The sequence below is a fragment of the Achromobacter sp. FW305-C-30-7 genome, from assembly GCF_058783105.1.
On the sequence record NZ_JBYSYI010000004.1, the window covers coordinates 391,324 to 410,480 of the forward strand.

Here is a 19,157-nt window from a genome sequence, read left to right on the forward strand (position 1 = left end):
CCGCGCCGATGAAGGTTGACGCCGGCCAGGAAGCCCTGGTGCGGGTGGCGGCGCGCGGCCTGGCCCGCGCCGGACTGGTCCACGCCTACGGCCATTGCAGCAGCCGGCTCGACGCCGACCACTTCCTGGTGTGCGCGGCGCGGCCCATGGGCCTGATCGAGCCGGGCGAAGCGGGCACGGTGGTGCCGGTGCACGGCGAACTGCCGGAAGGCGTGTTGGGCGAAGTCCGCATCCACCAGCACATCTACCGCATGCGTCCCGAAGTGGGCGGGGTGGTGCGGTCCATGCCGCCTACGGTCATGACGCTGTCCTCGGCCCGCGTGACGCCGCAGCCGCGCCATGGCATGGGCTCGTATTTTTCTCCGGTGGTGCCGCTTTGGGACGATCCGCAGCTGGTGCGCAGCGACGCCCAGGCGCGCGGCGTGGCGCAGGCCCTGGGCGCTGCGCGCGCGGTGGCCATGCGCGGCAACGGCGCGGTGGTGGCCGCCGAGTCCCTGATGCATGCCGTGGTGCTGACCTGGTATCTGGAAGACGCCGCGCGCATCGAATGGCAACTGCGTTCGGCCGGCCTGGCCGAAGGCGCGCCCACGCTCTCGCCCGACGAGGCGGCGACCCGCGCCGTGGGCACGGGCCGCATCTACGAGCGCATGTGGGAATACCTGACCGCCGGCGACCCTGAAGCGGCGCTGGCAGACCTGTCACTACCGAGGACGCAATGACCGATTTCCGCAATTTCATCAACGGCGAATGGGTTGCCACGGGCAAGACGTTCGACAACCGCGATCCCGTCGACAACCGCCTGATCGGGCGCATCCACGAGGCCGGCGACGCCGAGGTCGACGCCGCGGTGCGGGCCGCCAAGGCGGCGTTGCGCGGCCCCTGGGCCAAGCTCAAGACGCAGCAGCGCGTGGAACTGCTGCACGCGGTGGCCGACGGCATCATCCGGCGCTTCGACGACTTCGTCGACGCCGAGATCGCGGACACCGGCAAGCCTTATGACCTGGCCAGCCATCTGGACATTCCGCGCGGTGCGGCGAACTTCAAGATCTTCGCCGACCTGGTGCGCAATATCCCCAACGAGACCTTCGACCTGGAAACGCCTGACGGCGGCCATGCCCTGAACTACGGCGTGCGCGTGCCGCGCGGCGTGATCGGCGTGATCTGCCCCTGGAACCTGCCGCTGCTGCTGATGACCTGGAAGGTGGGGCCGGCCCTGGCCTGCGGCAATACGGTGGTGGTCAAACCTTCCGAAGACACCCCGGCCACGGCCACGCTGCTGGGCGAGGTCATGAACGAGGTCGGCGTGCCGCCCGGCGTCTACAACGTGGTGCATGGCCGCGGCCCCGGTTCGGCCGGCGAAAAACTCACGCGCCATCCGCTGGTCGACGGTATCACGTTCACCGGCGAGACCCGCACCGGCGAAGCCATCATGCAGGCGGCGGCGGTGGGCGTGCGGCCGGTGTCCTTCGAACTGGGCGGCAAGAACGCTGGCATCGTGTTCGCCGATGCGGATTTCGACAAGGCGGTGGCCGGCATCGCCCGCGCCGCCTTCGACAACACCGGGCAGGTCTGCCTGGGCACCGAACGCGTTTACGTGCAGCGGCCGATCTTCGACCGCTTCGTGGCGGCGCTGGGCGAGCGCGCCCGTGGCTTCAAGCTGGGCCGCCCGAAGGATCCCGGCGTCAACCTGGGGCCGCTGATCTCGCAGCGCCACCGCGACAAGGTGCTGGGCTACTACGCCCGCGCCCGCGAAGAGGGCGCCACGGTGGTGGCGGGCGGCGGCGTGCCGGACATGCCGGACGATCTGGCCGGCGGCGCGTGGATCCAGCCCACGGTATGGACCGGCCTGCCGGAAAGCTCGGCCGTGATCCAGCAGGAGATCTTCGGTCCCTGCTGCCATATCGCGCCCTTCGATACGGAAGAAGAAGCCGTGGCCCTGGCCAACGCCACCCCCTACGGCCTGGCGGCTTCGGTCTGGACCAGCAACGTGGGCACGGCCCATCGCATGGGGCAGGCCCTGGAAGTGGGCATCTGCTGGATCAATTCCTGGTTCCTGCGCGATCTGCGCACGGCTTTCGGCGGATCCAAGCAGTCCGGCATCGGCCGCGAAGGCGGCGTGCATTCGCTCGAGTTCTACACGGAGCTGCGCAATGTCTGCGTAAAGCTCTGACGTCAATACGGCAGGCGCCGCACAGAACGGCGCCGCCGCCCATCCCCCAAGGAGACTAAGCATGCAAGCATACGCACGCGGGCTGTCCGCGCTGGCCGCGGTCGCGGCCCTGACCGCGGCCAACGCCGCAATGGCGGACATCCGCATCGGCTTTACCGGGGTGCTGTCCGGACCCCAGGCGGCATTGGGCCAGGACCAGTACGACGGCCTGATGCTGGGCATCGAGCAACTGGGCGGCAGCCTGGGCGGCCAGAAGGCCGTGGTGATCCGCGACGACGACCAGCTCAAGCCCGACGTGGGCGCGCAGATCGTGCAAAAGTTCATCGAGAAGGACAAGGTTGACGTGATCGTCGGCCTGGGCTTCTCCAATGTGCTGATGGCGGAACTGCGGCGCATCAAGGAATCCGGCGTGGTGGCGCTGTCCACCAACGCCGGGCCCGCGCCGATTGCCGGCCGCATGTGCCTGCCCAATCTGTTCGTGCTGGGCTGGCAGAACGACAGCATGTCGGAAGCCATGGGCAAGTACGTCAAGGACCAGGGCTACAAGCGCGCCTACCTGATGTCGTCCAACTACCAGGCCGGCAAGGACAAGCTGGCGGGCTTCAAGCGCTTCTATGGCGCAGCGCCGTCCGACGAAATCTATACCCAGCTGGGACAGCTGGACTACTCGGCCGAGATCTCGCGCATGCAGTCGGCCTCGCCCGACGCGCTGTTCGTGTTCTACACCGGCGGGGTGGGCGTGAACTTCGTACGCCAATTGCGCCAGGCCGGCTTGATGGAAAAGCTGCCGTTCTTCTCGGAAAGCCTGATCGACTCCAACACGCTGACGGCGCTGAAGGAGCAGGCGGTGGGCGCGATCTACGGCACGCCCTGGGCCACCACGCTGGACAACCCGCCGAACCGCAAATTCGTCGAAGCCTTCAAGGCCAAGTACGGGCGCCTGCCGTCCGAGTACGCGGTGGGCGGCTACGACGCGGCCTTTCTGCTGGATACCGCCATCAAGCAGCAGGGCGGCAAGGTCGGCGACAGCAAGGCTCTGGCCGCGGCGGTCAAGGCGGCCGGCGCCAACTTTCCCACGGTGCGCGGCAAGTTCCGCTTCAACAGCAACAACATGCCGGTGCAGGACCTGTATGCCTACCAGGTCGTGAAGGAAGGCGACGGCGTGGGCCTGAAGCAGCTGGCCAAGGTGTTCACCGACCACCAGGACGCCTACGTGGCGGACTGCCCGCTGAAGTAACCGTCCCGGGAGACGCCCCATGAACGGATCCTTGCTGTTGTCGCAGATGCTCAATGGCCTGCAGCTCGGCGCCTTGCTGTTCCTGTTGTCCTCGGGGCTGACCCTGATCTTCGGCATCATGAACTTCATCAATCTGGCGCACGGGTCGCTGTACATGATCGGCGCCTTCCTGGGCGCCACCGCCTACAACGCCAGCGGCTCGTTCGCCTTCGCCATCCTGGCGGCGGTGGCGGGCAGCGGCCTGGTGGGCGTGGCGCTGGAACGCCTGATCGCCCGGCCCCTGTACAAGCACGACCACCTCTATCAGGTACTGGCCACCTTCGGGCTGATGATGTTCTTCAACGAACTGGCCTCCGTCATCTGGGGCAGCCGGCCGTATTACGCCGCCGTGCCGCAGGGGCTGGAGGGCGCAGTCAGCTTGTTCGGCAATGACTATCCGGTGTACCGGCTGATGATCATCGGCGTGGGCGCGCTGGTGGCGCTGGGCGCCTGGTTCCTGATCCAGCGCACCCGCTTCGGCATGCTGATCCGCGCCGGCGCCAGCAATGCGCCCATGGCCAGCGTGCTGGGCGCCAACGTGGACCTGCAGAAGACCCTGCTGTTCCTGTTGGGGGCGGTGCTGGCCGGCGTGGCCGGCGCGCTGGCGGGGCCGATCCTCTCGGTGCAGTCCGGCATGGGCGAGCCCGTGCTGATCCTGGCGCTGGTGGTGATCGTGGTGGGCGGCATAGGCTCGGTGCGCGGCACACTGGCCGCGGCGCTGCTGATCGCCATGATAGACACGCTGGGCCGCGCCTTCCTGCCCGACATGCTGCGCGCCGTGTTCGACGCGTCCGTCGCCAACGCGGTCGGGCCCGCGCTGGCCTCCATGCTCATCTACGTGCTGATGGCCGTGGTGCTGGCGTTCCGGCCGCAAGGCCTGGTCTTCTCGGCGCGGCGTTGACGCGCGCCTGTCCTGGGATTCGATCATCATGCAAGAACACAAACACCGGCGCTGGGCGCTGCCCTTGCTGTTCCTGGTCCTGGCCGCCGTGCCCTTCGTGGCGCAATGGCTGGGCGAACCGTTCTACGTGACGCTGGGCGCGCGTATCCTGATCTACGCGCTGGCCGCGCTGGCGCTGAACCTGGTACTGGGCTTTGCCGGGCTGGTGAGCTTCGGCCACGCCATGTTCCTGGGCCTGGGCTGCTATGCCGTGGGCATACTCAGCTACTACGGCTTCGGCAACGGCTGGCTGCAGCTGGCCGTTTGCATCGCTGTGTGCGCGCTGGTGGCGCTGATCGTCGGCACGGTCTGCCTGCGCACCTCGGGCATAGGCTTCATCATGATCACGCTGGCCTTCGCGCAGATGTTCTATTTCCTGGCGGTCAGCCTGCGCGAATACGGCGGCGACGACGGCCTGAACATCTATGAAGCCAGTTCCTTCGGCCTGTTCGACCTGGATGGCAGCCAGCCTGTCTACTGGGCGGCCTGGGCCGTGCTGCTCGTCTCCAGCCTGGCGATGGTGCGCCTGCGCCGTTCGCCCTTCGGCATGATCCTGCGCGCCACCCACGCCAACCCGCGGCGCGTGGACGCACTGGGCTATTCGGTGTTCGGCGTGCGCCTGACGGCCTATGTGGCCTCCGGCGTGCTGACCGGCGTGGCCGGGCTGCTGCTGGCCAACCTGACCGCTTTCGCCTCGCCCAGCTACATGTCCTGGCCGGTGTCGGGCGAGCTCATCGTCATGGTGGTGATAGGCGGCCTGGGCAATGTGCTGGGTCCGATCGTCGGCGCCGTCGCCTATCTGCTGATGGAGGAAGCCTTCAAGAGCATGACGCAGCACTGGATGCTGCTGATGGGACCCGCGGTGGTGATCATCGCCATGGTGGCCAAGGGCGGCTATGCCAATTCCCTGGCCTGGCTGCGCCGTCCGCCACCCGCCGCGCCGACGGCCCAGCCGCCAGCCGCTGGCGAACAAAAGGACCGTCGTCCGCCGGACGCGATCGCCAAGGAGGCCTCGGCATGAACCTGCAAACCGCTGCCGCGCCCGTGGGGCTGTGCACGCAGGACCTGGTGCGCCGCTTCGGCGGCCTGAAGGCGACCGACGGCGTGTCGCTGGACGTGGCCCCGGGCGAACTGCACGCGCTGATCGGCCCCAACGGCGCGGGCAAGACCACCCTGATCAACCTGCTGTCCGGCGAATTGCGCCCCGATGGCGGCGCGGTGCGCCTGGGCGCCGCCGACGTGTCCCGCGCCACGGTGCAGGAACGCGTGGCCCAGGGCATGCTGCGCTCCTATCAGGTGACTTCGGTATTCGACAGCTACACGGTGCTGGACAACGCCTGCCTGGCCGCCTTGCGCAAACGCCGCCGGCGCCTGTCGGCCTGGACCGCCTTGCGCGATTGCGCCGACGTGGTGGACGCCGCCAGGCAAGCCCTGCGGGCCTGCAAGCTGGAGGACGTGGCCGAGGCGCAGGTGGACAGCCTGGCCTACGGCCAGCGGCGCCAGCTGGAGATCGCCATGGCGCTGGCGGGCGAGCCGTCGGTGCTGCTGCTGGACGAACCCATGGCCGGCATGAGCGCGGCCGAAAGCGCGGGCGTGATCGCCTTGCTGCAAAGCCTGAAGGGCCGCTACACCATCGTGCTGGTCGAACACGACATGAACGCCGTGTTCGCGCTGGCCGACCGCATCAGCGTGCTGGTCTACGGCAAGATCATTGCCACCGGCAGCGCGGACCAGATACGCAACCATCCCGACGTGCGCCGCGCCTATCTGGGCGACGACGCCGACGCATAAGGAGCCGCCATGTTGAGCATCAACGGATTGACGGCGGCCTATGGGCATTGCCAGGCGCTGTTCGGCGTAGACCTGGACGTGGGCCAGGGCGAGGTTCTCGGCCTGATCGGGCGCAACGGCATGGGCCGCAGCACCGTCATCAAGTGCCTGTTCGGCCTGCTGCCGGCCAGCCAGGGCAGCATCCGCTATGGCGAACGTTCCCTGCGCGGGCTGGCGCCTTACCGCATCGGCCGGATGGGGCTGTCGCTGGTGCCCGAGGGGCGCCAGATTTTCCCGACCCTGACGGTGGAAGAGAACCTGGTTGCCACGGCCATCGTCCGCGGCGGCGCCCGCAGCTGGACGCTGGAACGCGTGTATGAACTGTTTCCGCGCCTGCGCGAACGGCGCGCCAACCTGGGCACCCAGCTGTCCGGCGGCGAGCAGCAGATGCTGGCGCTGGGCCGCGCGCTGATGACCAATCCCAGCCTGCTGGTGCTGGACGAAGCGACCGAAGGGCTGGCGCCGGTGGTGCGCGCCGAAATCTGGCGCGTGCTGGCCCAATTGAAGGCCGAAGGTTTGTCGATGATCGTGGTGGACAAGAACACCACGGCCTTGCTGCGCCTGTCGGACCGCAACGTCATCCTCGACAAGGGGGTGACGGTGTGGCGCGGCAGCTCGGCGGAATTGTCCGAGCGGCCCGACCTGGTGGCCGCCTACGTGGGAGTCTGACATGAGATTGCAGGACAAAGTGGCGCTGGTCACCGGCGCGGCCGGGGGCATCGGACTGGCGATCGCGCGTCGCTTCGTGGCCGAGGGCGCATACGTGCTGCTGGCCGACCGCAAGGAGGCCGAACTGATGGCGGCGGCCCGCTCGCTGGGAGCACGCGCCGCCGCGGCGCTGGCGGACGTGACCGATCCAGCCGACGCCCAGCGGCTGGCCGACGAGTGCGTGCGGCGCTGGGGCGGCCTGGATATCTGCGTCTGCAACGCCGGCGTGATCCGCGCCGCGGATTTCCTGGACCTGAAGCTGGAAGACCTGGACGCGGTCATGAACGTCAACGTGCGCGGCACCTTCCTGGTGGCGCAGGCCGCCGCGCGCGCCATGGTGGCGGGCGGACGCGGCAACGGCGCCATCGTGACCCTGTCCTCGATGACGGCGGAGCTGGCCATGCCGGACCAGCTGGCCTACGGCGCCAGCAAGGGAGCGGTGCGGCAGATGACCAAATCGATGGCGCTGTCCCTGGCGCCGCATGGCATACGCGTCAACGCCATCGGCCCCGGCAGCATCGATACCGAGATCCTGGCCACGATCACCAGCAATCCCGAAGCCCGCAGGACCGTGTTGTCGCGCATTCCCATGCAGCGGCTGGGATCGACGGATGAAGTCGCCAAGGTGGCGTTGTTCCTGGCCAGCGACGACGCCAGCTACGTGACCGGGCAGACGGTGTATGCGGACGGCGGCCGGCTGGCGCTGAACTATACGGTGCCAGTGCAGGAGTAGGGCGGCGCATGCCGCAGCGCGGATGCGCTTCGACAGCGGGCAGGGCAAGGTGATAAATTTTTCGCGTCACCTGGAGAACCAATCCTGCCCATGAAAACCACCGCAATCACTTCTTCCCGGAATGCCGCCTGGCTCCAATTGCGCATGGCGCTCTGGCCCGATGCGTCGGCCGCCGAGCACCAGCAAGACATGGACGACCAGGTGTCTTCGCCGGACAGGTACGCCCAGTTTCTGGTGAGTTCCGATGGCGGGCAGGCCTTGGGTCTTGCCGAAGCTTCCATCAGAACGGACTACGTCAATGGTACGGACTCCAGCCCCGTGGCGTTCCTGGAAGGGTTGTACGTCATTCCCGAAGCCAGGCAGCGGGGTGCGGCCAGGGCCCTGGTCGCCGCCGTGCGGGAGTGGGCGCTGGAAAGGGGATGCAAGGAGCTGGCCTCGGATACCGGCCTGGACAACGTGGTAAGCCAGGCCGTCCACTCGCGCCTGGGGTTCAAAGAGACTCAGCGGGTCGTCTATTTCAATATGCCGCTGTGACAGGCCACGCAGGCCTTGCATTGCGAGTAAGGTATGGGCTGTAGGCCTCGATTTTCCGGCACTTTGGCCTGTGCCTTCAGCAGGAACCAGAACATCATGAAGACCTTTCGTCTGGCACTGCGGCCTGTCCTCGCTGCGCTCGTATGTGTGTTGATCGCCGCCTGCGCGGACAAGCCTCCTCAGCAAACCGAACTGGACTATCGCAGCCGGTCTCCTTCCACGGGGCAGGGCAAGAACACGACCCCAGGCTCCTCGGATCAGCGCTTGACCATACAGTCCGGCGAAGGGGAACGCCTGAATCTGCCCTGGTTCGTCCGGGATACACAGGAATGGATCAACAGCAATTGATGGGGGGCTGATCGACGTGGCTCGCCATGCTACGCTTTGCCGGCCCGCAATCGACGAAGCGATCAACTCCATGACTGTTCGACGGATTCTCTTGCTGCTAACCGCGCTGACCTTATCGCCCGCGCTCCATGCCGAGGCTGCGTCCAAGCTCGCCGCCTGGACCCCGGCGGGCCCGACGACGTGCAGCTTCTCGGGATGGACGACCGACGAGAAGCCAGCCATCCAGGTGCGCGCGGCGGCCACCGCCCAGGCAGCGGTGGCGGGCAGCCTGCCGACCACTCGCGGCGAAGGCGCCGATCCCAATATCGACTACTACAGCGTCACCTTCGACGTGATCGAGGCACGCGACGGCTGGCTCAAGATCAGGAACGCCAGCGACGACAAGACCGGCGACGAACAGAGCAAGCCGCGGCCCGTGTATCGGGGCGAGGGCTGGATCGAGGCCAGCGATGCGCAGGTCGGCATCCAGTCGGCGCGGGGCTACGCCCGTCCGGACGCCAGCAGCGAACGGCTGCTGGATCTGGGAGGCGACTGGCTGACCGAGAGAGCCTCGCTGCGCGGCATCGTCGCCTGCGAGGGCGAATGGCTGTTGCTGGACTACGAGATGCGCAACACCGAGACGTTCGAGCCACTGGCGCCCAAGGATCGCACGCGAGGGCGGGCGTGGTTTCGCGGCGTCTGCTCGTCTTCGGAGACGACTTGCGATATGCGGTCGGTCGACAAGTAGGGCGGGAGCGTGATTCATTGACATATCGGGAAATGCCGATACAATGCGGTCATGGAATTGCTCGACATCTTCAAAGCCCTGTCCAACCGCACCCGCCTTGAAATCTTGCAAGGCTTGAAGGACCCCGCAAAGAACTTTCCGCCGCAGGACGAAGGCGACGTTCATACGGTGGGCGTCTGCGTCAGCAGCATCCAGGAAGGCGTCGGGCTATCGCAGTCCACGGTGTCTGATTACCTTGCAACGCTGCAACGGGCCGGCTTGGTCGAAGTCAGGCGCATCGGTCAGTGGACCTACTACAAGCGGAACGAAGCGACCATCAGTGCTCTTGCCAAGATCATCGGGAAAGAGCTGTAATTTTTTTACTGGTAAATATCGGTATTTCCCGATATCCCTATTTTTCGAAGCGAGAGAAAGCTATGAAGGCGATGACACTCAAATCATTTGGCGGCCCGGAATCGTTCGAACTCCGCGACCTGCCCGTGCCTGTGCCGCAGGCGGGACAAGTCCTGGTCCGGGTACATGCAACCTCGATCAATCCCCTGGACTATCAAGTCCGGCGCGGCGACTATCCCGAACTGGTGCCGCTGCCGGCCATTACCGGACATGATGTCTCCGGCGTGGTGGAAGCCGTGGGGCCGGGCGTGACGGCCTTCGCTCCTGGCGACGAGGTCTGGTACACCCCGCAGATATTCGACGGGCCGGGCAGCTACGCGGAGTATCACGTCGCGGCGGAGAGCATCATCGGGAGGAAGCCGCCCTCGCTGAGCCATCTCGAGGCGGCCAGCCTGACCTTGGTGGGTGGAACGGCGTGGGAAGCGCTGGTGGTGCGTGCGGGACTGAGAGTCGGGGAAAGCGTCCTGGTGCACGGCGGCGCGGGCGGCGTCGGCCATGTGGCGATCCAGTTGGCCAAGGCCATCGGAGCACGGGTGTACACGACCGTGCGCGCAGCCAACGCCGAATTCGCGCGCAGCATGGGCGCCGATGTGACCATCGACTATGAAAAGGAAGACTACGTCGAAGCCGTCATGCGGGAGACGGGCGGGCGCGGTGTCGACGTCGTGTTCGACACCATCGGCGGCAACACCCTGGCGCGCAGCCCCGATGCGCTTGCGCAGCTGGGGCGGGTCGTCTCGATCGTGGATATCGCCCAGCCGCAAAACCTGATCCAGGCCTGGGGCAAGAACGCGAGTTACCACTTCGTGTTCACGCGGCAAAACCGCGGCAAGCTCGATGACCTGAGCGCGTTGGTGGAGCACGGCCAGTTGCGGCCGCACGTGGGCGCGGTCTATGCGCTTGCCGATATTGCGCTCGCTCATGCGCGGCTGGAGAGCCCCAACAACGGCATCCAGGGCAAGATCGCGATTGCCGTCGCGCCATCGGCTCACGAATCGCTGCTTACCAGTTGATGCGCGCCGTCAGCGTGATATTGCGCTCGTCGCCATAGAAGCAGGTGCCCGGGCACGCAGCCACATAGGTCTTGTTGGCCAGGTTCTTCACGTTCAGGGCGAATTGCCACTTGTCCCATTGATAGCGCAGCGCGGCGTCGTACGTGGTGTACGAGGGCACCGGCAGGTCATAGATCTCCTGGCGCCCCACGTAGCGCACGCCGACGCCCGCGCTCAGGCCCGGCACGGACGAAAACCGGTAGTCCATCCAGAGCGAAGCCATGTTGCGCGGGACCGATGCGGGCCGCGAGCCTTCATTGCCCAGATTGCTTTTGGTGACACGCGCATCCGTCGTCGCCAGGGCGGCCACCAGGTCCAGTTGCCGGTTCAGGCTGGCCCGGGCCTCGATCTCGGCGCCTTTCGAGCGCACTTCGCCGGTCTGGACCAGGTAGCCCACGTGGGCGGGATCGCTGGTGAGGACATTGCGTTGCGTGATTTCGTAGAGCGCCACGGTGATCGACGCGTCCACGCCCTTGGGTTCGTACTTCAAGCCGATCTCGTGCTGTACGCCGGTGGTGGGCTTGAAGGGATTGGCGCTGAAGTCCAAACCAGGGGTGGGCTGGAAGGACTTGCTGTAGCTGTAGTAGGGGGCAAGGCCGTTGTCGAACAGGTACATCAGGCCGGCGCGCGGCGTGAAGGCATGGGAGTTCTGGCCTCCCGAGCCCGGCGTCGAGTCGGTGCGGACGGAATCGTAGCGGCCGCCCAGCAGCACGATCCAGCGGTCGTTGAACTTGATCTGGTCTTGCCCGTAGAAGCCCAGCTGGCGCACGGCGTTTTCGGAATAGTTGGGGGCGCCGAGATTGGGCCGGGCGCCATAGACAGGCTTGTACAGATTTATCGGCGCAATGCTGCCGAATTCCTGGGAACGCGTGAATTCGCTCTTGCTCCAGTCGATGCCGAACAACAGCGTGTGTTCGACCCCGCCATGGCGCAGCTTGCCCAGCAGCTGGTTGTCCACGGCGAGTCCCTTGTCGGTGTCGTACCGGGTGATGGCATAGCGCGTGCCCAAGGCAGGGTTCGACGAGCTCACGCGCGCATTCACCGCGGCGTACTGGTTGTCGGCCTTGTGCTCGTATGCCAGCAGGTTCTGCCTCACCTGCCAATCGTCGTTCAGCCTGTGTTCGAGCAGGTAGCCCAGGGTGGTGCCCTTTACAACATAACGGTCGAAGCCGGGTTCGCCGACGAAGCGGGAGCGCGATATGCGGCCATTGGGATTGGGTAGCAGCGTGCCCTCCAGGGGTTTGCCTGAATCGTAGGGACTGTCGGTCCGGCTGTAGCTGGCCAGCAGGGTGATCAGGGTGGCATCGCTGATCTGCCACTCCAGCGCGCCGGCCAGCGACTGGCGGTCATTGTTGATGTAATCGATCATGGTGTCGCTGTCGCGCGCCAGGCCGGTGAGGCGGTAGCGCACATTCCCGTCCTCCGTCACCGGGCCGCCCAGGTCCATGGCGATCTGCTTCTTGTTCCAGCTGCCTGTCTGCAGTTCGAGCTCGCGCAGAGGCTCCGCCGTGGGGCGCTTGCTGACCAGGTTGATGATCCCGCCCGGCGCGGCCTGGCCGTACAGGATCGAGGCCGGCCCCTTGAGCAGTTCGATGCGCTCGAAGTTGTAGGGCTCGATGGCGCCGCTGAGCGAGTTGATGGGGAACTTGGTGCCGTTCAGATACAGCGGGGCCGCGCCCGTGATGTTGAAGCCGCGGACCGTGAAGCGGGTGCCGATGTGCCTGAGCGCCCCGCCTTCCAGCGACATGACGCTGGCGGTGTAGCCCAGTGCCTGGTCCAGCGAGTCGGCCGCCTGCGCGACCACCTGGTCGCGCGGAATCACCGAGACGGATTGGGGCGTTTCGTGCAGCGGCGTGTCGGTCTTGGTCGCGGTTGCGCTGCGGTGGGCGACGAAGCCTTGCACCGGGCCGGAGGCGGATTCATGGAGGCCCGTGACCGTGACCGCGGGCAAGGTCTGCGCGGACTCCTGGCCCGGCTGTTCGCCGGGCAACGGCCGCAGCACGTAGCCGCCGTTGGGCTGCAGCCGGGCCGCCAGCCCCGTGCCGGCCAGCAGCCTGGCCAGGGCTTCGGACGCCTCGAAGCTGCCTTGCAGGCCGGCACTGCGCTTGCCTGCGACGTCGCTGGCGGAATAGGACAGCATCAGTCCGCTTTCGAGCGCATAGCGGGTCAGCGCGCTCTCCAGCATGCCGGCGGGGATGGCGTAGGTCCTGGCAGCGGCCTGGGCCTGGACGGCGTTCACGCCGGCGCTCAAGGCTATGCCCGTCGCCGTGAGCCAGAAGGCGCGGCTTGCGGCCAGCGCCAGGGTGTTGCATGTGATGAGGCGCGTGGCGCGCCGAGGCAGGCGGTAGTCCATGAGGGGTCCGGTTTTCGGTGGAAAAATGTGGCTTCTATTAGGTTTGCCACTTGAAAACCGGAAACCCCTCACGTTTGTCCGAAAAAAACAGGCGGATGGTGTGCGCGCCGTCGCGCTAGGCGCCGCGCAGGCGCACGGTGATCCAATAGCGCGTCATCCGGTCGACTTCGACCGGATGCGTCCGGCGCAGCATGTCCAGCACCCGATCGGCGTCGTCCAATGGATAGATGCCAGAAACCTTCAGGTGGCTGGCATCGGGGGCGCAGGCCAGGCGGCCAGGCACGTAGCGCGCAAGTTCCTCGATGAAGTCGGAGAGCGGCATGTCCTGCGCGACCAGCATGCCCACCGACCATGAGGCATCGCCCGGCTCGGCGGGCCGGGGCTGATCAACCGCGTCGCGGGTGAACGAGGCCTGTTCGCCCGCGTGGATAAGCCGCGGCGCGTCCGCCTGGAGATCGGGACGGATTTCTGTTGCACCCTCGAACACCGCGACGTGGCTGCGGTCTGGGAACTGGCGCACGCTGTAGCGGGTGCCCAGCGCGCGCACGCGGCCTTGGGCCGTTTCGACCAGGAAAGGGCGTCCGATCGGGGAGGCCGGGTCGGGCGCGGTGGTGACGAGGATCCGGCCGCGCAGCAGCCGGACCAGGCGCTGCGCGCCGTCGAAGCGCACATCGATGGCGCTTCCCGTGTCCAGGTCGATGCGGCTGGCGTCGGCCAGCGTGACGCCCAGGCGCTGGCCGGCGTCCGTGTGGTGGTCGGATTGCCAGTCCTGCCAGCCGCGCCACAGGCTGTCGCGCGCCAGCCAGGCGCCACCGCCGGCGAACAAGGCCAGGGCCAGGGTCTTGATGGCCCGGCGGCGTGTCCGGCCGTTGCGGTCTTCATGTGTCAGCGTGCCGCGCACCAGCGGCGTGTTCAGCCCGCGCAGTTGCTGGCCGAAGGACTCGATGTGGCGCCAGGCGCGCTCATGGTCGGGATGTTCCGCCCGCCAGCGCTGGCAGGCTGCATGCGTGGAGTCGCTGGCATCGGCCGCTTGCAAGGCGACCAGCCACTCCACGGCGCGCAGGCTGACGCTTGCGGGCAGCGGCGCGCCGTTCAGTTGGGGGAACGCCGTCAGGCTCGGGTCCGCGGGCGAGATGGGCATGGCGGTGTCGGTCGCGGCGGCTGGACGGGGGCGGTCATCAGGCGCCGAAAAAGCAGAGGTGCGCCGCCTTGGCGATATAGCGCTGCACGGTGGCGAGCGAGACCTTCAGCGTCGCGGCAATGTCCGCTTGCTTCATGCCTTCTAGCTGGGAGAGCAAGAATGCCTGGCGCACCGGAGCGGTCAGCGTATCCAGACGCCGGTCCAGTTCGATCAGTGTTTCCAGCAGGATGGCGCGTGTTTCAGGGCCGGGCGCTTCGCGTTCGGGCAGGTCGGCCAGGCTGGCCAGATAAGCCTCTTCGATCCTGCGGCGTCGCATGAAATTGGACACCACGCCCTGCGCCACCGTGGTCAGCAGCGCGCGCGGTTCGCGCACCGCGACAGTCTCGCCGCGGACCAGCAGGCGCATGAACGTGTCATGCGCGAGATCGGCCGCGTCCGAGGAATTGCCCAAGCGACGCCGCAGCCATCCCTTCAGCCAGCCGTGGTGATTCGCGTACAGGACGTCGATGCCCTGGGACGGCACTGCAAACTCGGTCGCGGACATGCGGCCCTCCGGCTCGTCGCGGGCCTGGAGGAAACCGGCGCCCGTGAAAAATGAGAATCATCCGCATTCTAAAGTGAGTCGCGACGCGCCGACAAGAGGCCGGACCGCAAGGAGCCGGTGTGGCTCCCCTTCGATCCGGCCAGGTAGGGATGCCGCGTCCTCAGAACGTTCCGCGCACCGTCAGCGTCGCGTTGCGGGGCTCGCCGTAGAAGCTGCCCCAGCCCGGCGCGCCTATCGTCTGGTAGTAGGACTTGTCGAACAGGTTGTTCACGTTCAACGCCGCCGACCAGTTCTTGTTGATCTTGTAGCCGATGCGCGCATTCCAGACGGCGTAGGGCGCTTGCGATACCCGCACCGACCGCGTCTCGGTGTAGCTGCCGGTCTGGTAGTTCACGCCGCCGCCCAGGGTCCACGCCGACCATTGCCCAGGCAGGCGGTAGTCGGACCACAGGCGTAGGATGTGCTTGGGCGTTACCGTGCGGCCGAAGTTGGTGCTGGATACCTCGGTGTCGTCCAGGAACTTCAGGGTATTGAAGGTGTAGCCGGCAAACAGTTGCCAGCCCGGGGCGACCTCGCCGCTGATTTCGGCGTCCACGCCCTGGCTGCGCACCTTGCCGCTGGACAGATAGCAGATGTCGCCGACGGTGCACGCGCTGACCAGGTCTTGCTGGGCGCGGTTCTTCTGGTCGACGCGGAAGAGCGCGACGGAGGCGTTGACGCGGCCGTCGAGCAGTTCGCCCTTGATGCCTGCTTCGTAGTTCTTCCCCAGGATGGGGTCCAGTATCTGGCCCGACGCGTCCACGGCGTTCTGCGGCTCGAAGATCTCCGCAAAGCTGACGTAGCCGGACCACTGGGGATTGAAGGCATAGATCAGACCGCCGTAGGGCGTGACGACGCCATTTTCCTTGTAGGGGTCGGTGTACTGCTGGCCGCCATCGCGGTAGTTGCCGGTGTTCTCGTACCAGCTGACGCGGGCGCCTGCCACCAGCGTCAAGGGGTCCGCCAGCTTGAAGCGGCCCACGCCGTAGACGCCGGTCTGTTTCATCTTGATGATGGTCGCCGCGCCGCGGTAGGCGTTTTCGCGCAGCCATTCATCCGTGGGTTCGGGCACGTGGTGATCCGGGTCCCAGACGTTCACGGCGCGGTTCAGGCGCGCGGTCGCGAAATCGTTCTTGCTGGTCAGTTCGTTGATGCTGGCGCCCACGCTGATCGAATGTTTGCGGCCCAGGGCCTCGAAGGCGCCGTCAACGTCCAGGTTGAGCGCCTTGTTGTGCGTGGAGAAATCGAAGATGCCGGCGTACATCGTCGGCCCGAGTCCGGTGGCCGGGTTGACCGCGCCTTCGGTGAAGGCGTATTTGGAATCGTTGGACTCTTGGGTGGAAGTCCCGGTGAGTTTCAGCGACCAGTCCTGGTTGAAGCGGTGCGCGAGTTCGGCGAACACGGTGGTCTGCTTGCCGTTCCAGCGGTTCCAGTCTTGCGAGAGCGAGGTCGAGCGTTTCAGCCCGATGTCGTCGCCGTTGGTGTAGTGGGGCAGGCCATGGAAGAACGGCGTGGATCGCAGTTCTTCGTAGCTGACGCCGCCGGTCAGGGTGGTGGCGGGGCCCAGGTCGTAGCTCAGCACGCCATACAGCACGCCGGTGCGGCTGTCGGCATTGTCGTAGAAGTAGTCCCGGTCGTTGTAGCTGGCCACGGCGCGTCCGCGCAGGGAACCCGATGCATTCAAGGGACCGGTCGCATCGATATCGGCCCGGTAGTTGTTCCAGGAGCCGCCGCTGGCCAAGAGCTGCACCTGGTTTTCGGCCAGCGGGCGCTTGCGCACCAGATTGACCGCGGCGCTGGGCGAACCGGCGCCTTGCAGCAGGCCGGTGGCGCCGCGGATGATTTCCACGCGGTCCAGGATCACGGTGCTGCTGGTGAAACTGTTGGCCTGGGGGTAGTAGAAGGCGCGGTTGACGCCGTCGAACTGGTAGCTGTCGACACGGAAGCCGCGCGAGAACACGTAGTTGCCGCCCATCGGGCTCTTGTAGAGCGTCATGCCGGTGCTGTTGGCCAGCACGTCGTCCAGGGTGTTGGCGTTCTGGTCGTCCATGCGCTGGCGCGTTACCACCGTGACCGACTGCGGAATCTCTTTCAGGGTCTGCTCGCCCTTGCCTATGGTCACGATCCCGCTGGTATAGCTGCCCGTGCCTTCGGTGACGGCCGGGTCGGCCATGCCCGTTACCGTGACCGGCGCGAGGGTGGTCGCATCTCCCTGGGGAATGCGGCGCAGGTGGTAACCCTCTCCATTGGCGTTGGCCACGGCTTGCAGGCCCGTGCCGGCCAGCAGGCGTGTGAGGCCTTGCTCGGCGGTGTAGCGGCCGCTAAGCCCTTGCGTCGTCACGCCGCGGGTCAGCGTTGGCGACGCGGCCACGGTGACGTTGGCGGCGACTCCGAACTGGCCCAGCGCCTCGTCCAGCGTGGTGGGCGCGATGGCGAAGGCGATCCCCTGCACCGCGGCGGGCTGGGCCCAGGACACGGCGGGCGCGGCAAGCGGGACCATTGCTGCCAATGCAAGATGGACGACAAGGCGCAAGCGCGCCGGACCTGCCCCGGGCGTCTGGGGCGCGGCAAGAGTAAAGGATGTATGGCGTGCTGCCATGAGAGCTTCCTGGTTCGTCGATGGGTAGGGCCAGACCGCGGGCGCCTCGGGTCTGTCTCTATGTCTAACGAACCACATCCGAAAATCTTCGCCGTCGTTACAAATTTCCCGCGCGGCAGCGCGGACCGGGGGCCGCGGCCGCGCGGCGTCAGGCGCGATCGACGCTGACCCAGTAACGCGTGCGGTATCGCAGCCTGAGGTCCAGCACGCCGGCCGCCACCTCCAGCGCCTTGTCGGTGTCGTCGATGCGGAAGGCCCCGGTGACTTCCAGGTTTGCCACGCTGGGGTCGCAGCGCAGGATGCCGACGCGGTAGCGGCCCAGTTCCGCCAGGAAGCGGTCCAGCCGCATGCGGTTTGCGACCAGCATGCCGGCAGCCCACGCCGGTCCCTTGCCGTCGACCCGGGACGAGGGCGACAGCGCGCGGTCGTTGAACTCTGCCTGTTCGCCGGCACGGACCACCCGCCCGGCGGGATCCACGCGCACGGCGCCTTCAAAGACGGCGAGCTGCGCGGAGCCGAGGCCGTCGTCCAGCTGGCGCACGGCAAAACGCGTTCCGAGCGGGTTTAGGACTCCGTGCCGGGTCTGCACGCTGAAGGGGCGTCCGGCGGCATCCGCCGCCGTCGCGATCAGGATCTCTCCGCTGCGCAGCTTGATGCGGCGCTGCTGCGTGTCGTAGTGCAGCACCACCGCGGTATCGGTGTTCAACGTCAGGACGGTGCCGTCGGGCAGGGTCATGGTCCGCTGTTCGCCGGTGGCGGTGCGATAGACGGTGCTGCCGTCCCCCCAGCCTTCGCGCGCGCCTGCCCATGCCAGCGTACCCAGGCAGATGCCGCCGGCTGCCCATTTCATGACGTTGCGGCGCGAACGCTGCTCGCAGTAGCGCAGGATGGTCTGGCTGGCGGCAGCCTCGGGCGCGTTGCCCGCGCTGACGGCGTCGACGTCGCGTCCGATGCCCCGTAAACGTTGCCACGCCAGCTCATGGCGCGCATCGGCCTGGCGCCATGCCGCACAGGCGGCCTGAGTGGCCGCGTCGGGTGCATCTCCGGTCCGCATCATCCATCGCGCAGCCTGTTTGATGATGTCCGGATGCAGCCGTTCGCCCTGGGCGGCGTTCATGCGTAGAGCACCGCGTAGCAATGTTCCCAGGCCTTGACGATGTCCCGCTGCACGGCCGCCACCGAAATGTCGAGCTGCCGGGCGATGTCCCGATAGGGCATGCCTTCCACCTGCGCCAGCACGAAGACCCGGCGCGCGCGCGGCGGCAACTGCTCCAGCATGCGGCATACGGCGTTCAGCGCCTCCACCACCAGCGCGTGCGTTTCGGGGCTGGGTTCCAAGGCGTCGCTGCGCGAGGCCAGCGTTTCCAGATAGGCCTGTTCCACGGCGCGGCGGCGCGACTGGTCGATCAGGAGGCGCTTGGCGACGGTGGTGAGAAAACCGCGCGGCTCGGCGAAGGCCGCGCGCGACTCGCTGCGCATGACGCGTTCAAAGGTGTCGTGCGCCAGATCCGCGGCGTTTTCGGTGTTGCCGCTGAGCCGGCGGCGCAGCATCTGCACGAGCCAGCCGTGATGCTCGCGATACAGGCTGACGAAATCGTCGGAGGATGCAAAGTCGGCGGGGGGCAAGGGGCTTCCATCCAAACGCTAATAGGAATGATTGCTAATTGTATAGGATCGTCGTTCCTTGCGTCATGCCTGCGTTGGCGGCTATGGGGTTGCGTGGCGAGCCACAGGCTGGAGCGTGACGCGGCCGAGCAGGAAGGTCGGCCG

At 66.9% G+C, this 19,157-nt stretch carries 19 protein-coding genes; 13 read left to right on the forward strand and 6 right to left on the reverse strand.

Annotation, left to right across the window (positions count from 1 at the left end; genetic code table 11):
• Positions 1-8: 8 nt before the first annotated feature.
• From AC3WOB_RS15685 to AC3WOB_RS15745, 13 genes are all read left to right on the forward strand, one after another.
• Entirely contained in the window at positions 9-719 is a 711-nt protein-coding gene (locus AC3WOB_RS15685; protein WP_492275670.1) for a class II aldolase/adducin family protein, read from the forward strand.
• Positions 716-2,170, forward strand: coding sequence for a 2-hydroxymuconic semialdehyde dehydrogenase (locus AC3WOB_RS15690; RefSeq protein WP_492275529.1), 1,455 nt, complete (start codon positions 716-718; stop codon positions 2,168-2,170). The genes AC3WOB_RS15685 and AC3WOB_RS15690 overlap by 4 nt, the downstream gene beginning before the upstream one ends.
• Before the next feature lie 61 nt (positions 2,171-2,231).
• A complete protein-coding gene (locus tag AC3WOB_RS15695; protein ID WP_013393169.1) occupies positions 2,232-3,407 on the forward strand; it encodes an ABC transporter substrate-binding protein in 1,176 nt (391 codons plus the stop codon).
• 19 nt (positions 3,408-3,426) lie between these two features.
• Complete coding sequence (locus AC3WOB_RS15700; RefSeq protein ID WP_492275530.1) at positions 3,427-4,347, forward strand: branched-chain amino acid ABC transporter permease; 921 nt, start codon at positions 3,427-3,429, stop codon at positions 4,345-4,347.
• A 28-nt stretch (positions 4,348-4,375) separates the two neighbouring features.
• The gene (locus tag AC3WOB_RS15705; protein WP_492275531.1) at positions 4,376-5,407 is read left to right on the forward strand and encodes a branched-chain amino acid ABC transporter permease; all 1,032 of its coding nucleotides are present in this window, start codon (positions 4,376-4,378) and stop codon (positions 5,405-5,407) included.
• Positions 5,404-6,177 carry an ABC transporter ATP-binding protein gene (locus AC3WOB_RS15710; protein ID WP_492275532.1) on the forward strand — a complete coding sequence of 258 codons (774 nt, stop codon included), beginning with the start codon at positions 5,404-5,406 and terminating at the stop codon, positions 6,175-6,177. The genes AC3WOB_RS15705 and AC3WOB_RS15710 overlap by 4 nt, the downstream gene beginning before the upstream one ends.
• Positions 6,178-6,186: 9 nt before the next feature.
• A complete protein-coding gene (locus tag AC3WOB_RS15715; RefSeq protein WP_013393173.1) occupies positions 6,187-6,885 on the forward strand; it encodes an ABC transporter ATP-binding protein in 699 nt (232 codons plus the stop codon).
• 1 nt (position 6,886) lies between these two features.
• Positions 6,887-7,657 (forward strand): SDR family NAD(P)-dependent oxidoreductase, encoded by a 771-nt coding sequence (locus AC3WOB_RS15720; protein ID WP_013393174.1) that lies wholly within the window; start codon positions 6,887-6,889, stop codon positions 7,655-7,657.
• Between the two features lie 90 nt (positions 7,658-7,747).
• Positions 7,748-8,191, forward strand: a complete 444-nt coding sequence (aac(6'), locus tag AC3WOB_RS15725; RefSeq protein ID WP_492275533.1) for an aminoglycoside 6'-N-acetyltransferase — start codon at positions 7,748-7,750, stop codon at positions 8,189-8,191.
• A gap of 96 nt (positions 8,192-8,287) precedes the next feature.
• Positions 8,288-8,539: a hypothetical protein gene (locus AC3WOB_RS15730; protein ID WP_492275534.1), complete on the forward strand. Its 252-nt coding sequence runs from the start codon at positions 8,288-8,290 to the stop codon at positions 8,537-8,539.
• Between the two features lie 70 nt (positions 8,540-8,609).
• Positions 8,610-9,266 carry a hypothetical protein gene (locus AC3WOB_RS15735; RefSeq protein ID WP_492275535.1) on the forward strand — a complete coding sequence of 219 codons (657 nt, stop codon included), beginning with the start codon at positions 8,610-8,612 and terminating at the stop codon, positions 9,264-9,266.
• Between the two features lie 51 nt (positions 9,267-9,317).
• Entirely contained in the window at positions 9,318-9,620 is a 303-nt protein-coding gene (locus AC3WOB_RS15740; RefSeq protein WP_013393178.1) for an ArsR/SmtB family transcription factor, read from the forward strand.
• Positions 9,621-9,682: 62 nt separating this feature from the next.
• Positions 9,683-10,672 (forward strand): zinc-dependent alcohol dehydrogenase family protein, encoded by a 990-nt coding sequence (locus AC3WOB_RS15745; protein ID WP_492275536.1) that lies wholly within the window; start codon positions 9,683-9,685, stop codon positions 10,670-10,672.
• Here the strand turns inward: AC3WOB_RS15745 and AC3WOB_RS15750 are convergent.
• The 6 genes from AC3WOB_RS15750 to AC3WOB_RS15775 form a co-directional block, all read right to left on the reverse strand.
• Positions 10,662-13,064, reverse strand: coding sequence for a TonB-dependent siderophore receptor (locus AC3WOB_RS15750; protein ID WP_492275537.1), 2,403 nt, complete (start codon positions 13,062-13,064; stop codon positions 10,662-10,664). The two genes, AC3WOB_RS15745 and AC3WOB_RS15750, sit on opposite strands and share 11 nt — an antisense overlap.
• Positions 13,065-13,179: 115 nt before the next feature.
• Positions 13,180-14,205: a FecR domain-containing protein gene (locus tag AC3WOB_RS15755; RefSeq protein WP_492275538.1), complete on the reverse strand. Its 1,026-nt coding sequence runs from the start codon at positions 14,203-14,205 to the stop codon at positions 13,180-13,182.
• Positions 14,206-14,242: 37 nt separating this feature from the next.
• Complete coding sequence (locus AC3WOB_RS15760; RefSeq protein WP_013393182.1) at positions 14,243-14,749, reverse strand: sigma-70 family RNA polymerase sigma factor; 507 nt, start codon at positions 14,747-14,749, stop codon at positions 14,243-14,245.
• Between the two features lie 160 nt (positions 14,750-14,909).
• Positions 14,910-17,288 carry a TonB-dependent siderophore receptor gene (locus AC3WOB_RS15765; protein WP_492275539.1) on the reverse strand — a complete coding sequence of 793 codons (2,379 nt, stop codon included), beginning with the start codon at positions 17,286-17,288 and terminating at the stop codon, positions 14,910-14,912.
• Between the two features lie 247 nt (positions 17,289-17,535).
• Positions 17,536-18,504 carry a FecR domain-containing protein gene (locus tag AC3WOB_RS15770; RefSeq protein ID WP_492275540.1) on the reverse strand — a complete coding sequence of 323 codons (969 nt, stop codon included), beginning with the start codon at positions 18,502-18,504 and terminating at the stop codon, positions 17,536-17,538.
• Positions 18,501-19,013, reverse strand: coding sequence for a sigma-70 family RNA polymerase sigma factor (locus AC3WOB_RS15775; protein WP_492275541.1), 513 nt, complete (start codon positions 19,011-19,013; stop codon positions 18,501-18,503). The genes AC3WOB_RS15770 and AC3WOB_RS15775 overlap by 4 nt, the downstream gene beginning before the upstream one ends.
• Between the last annotated feature and the right edge of the window lie 144 nt (positions 19,014-19,157).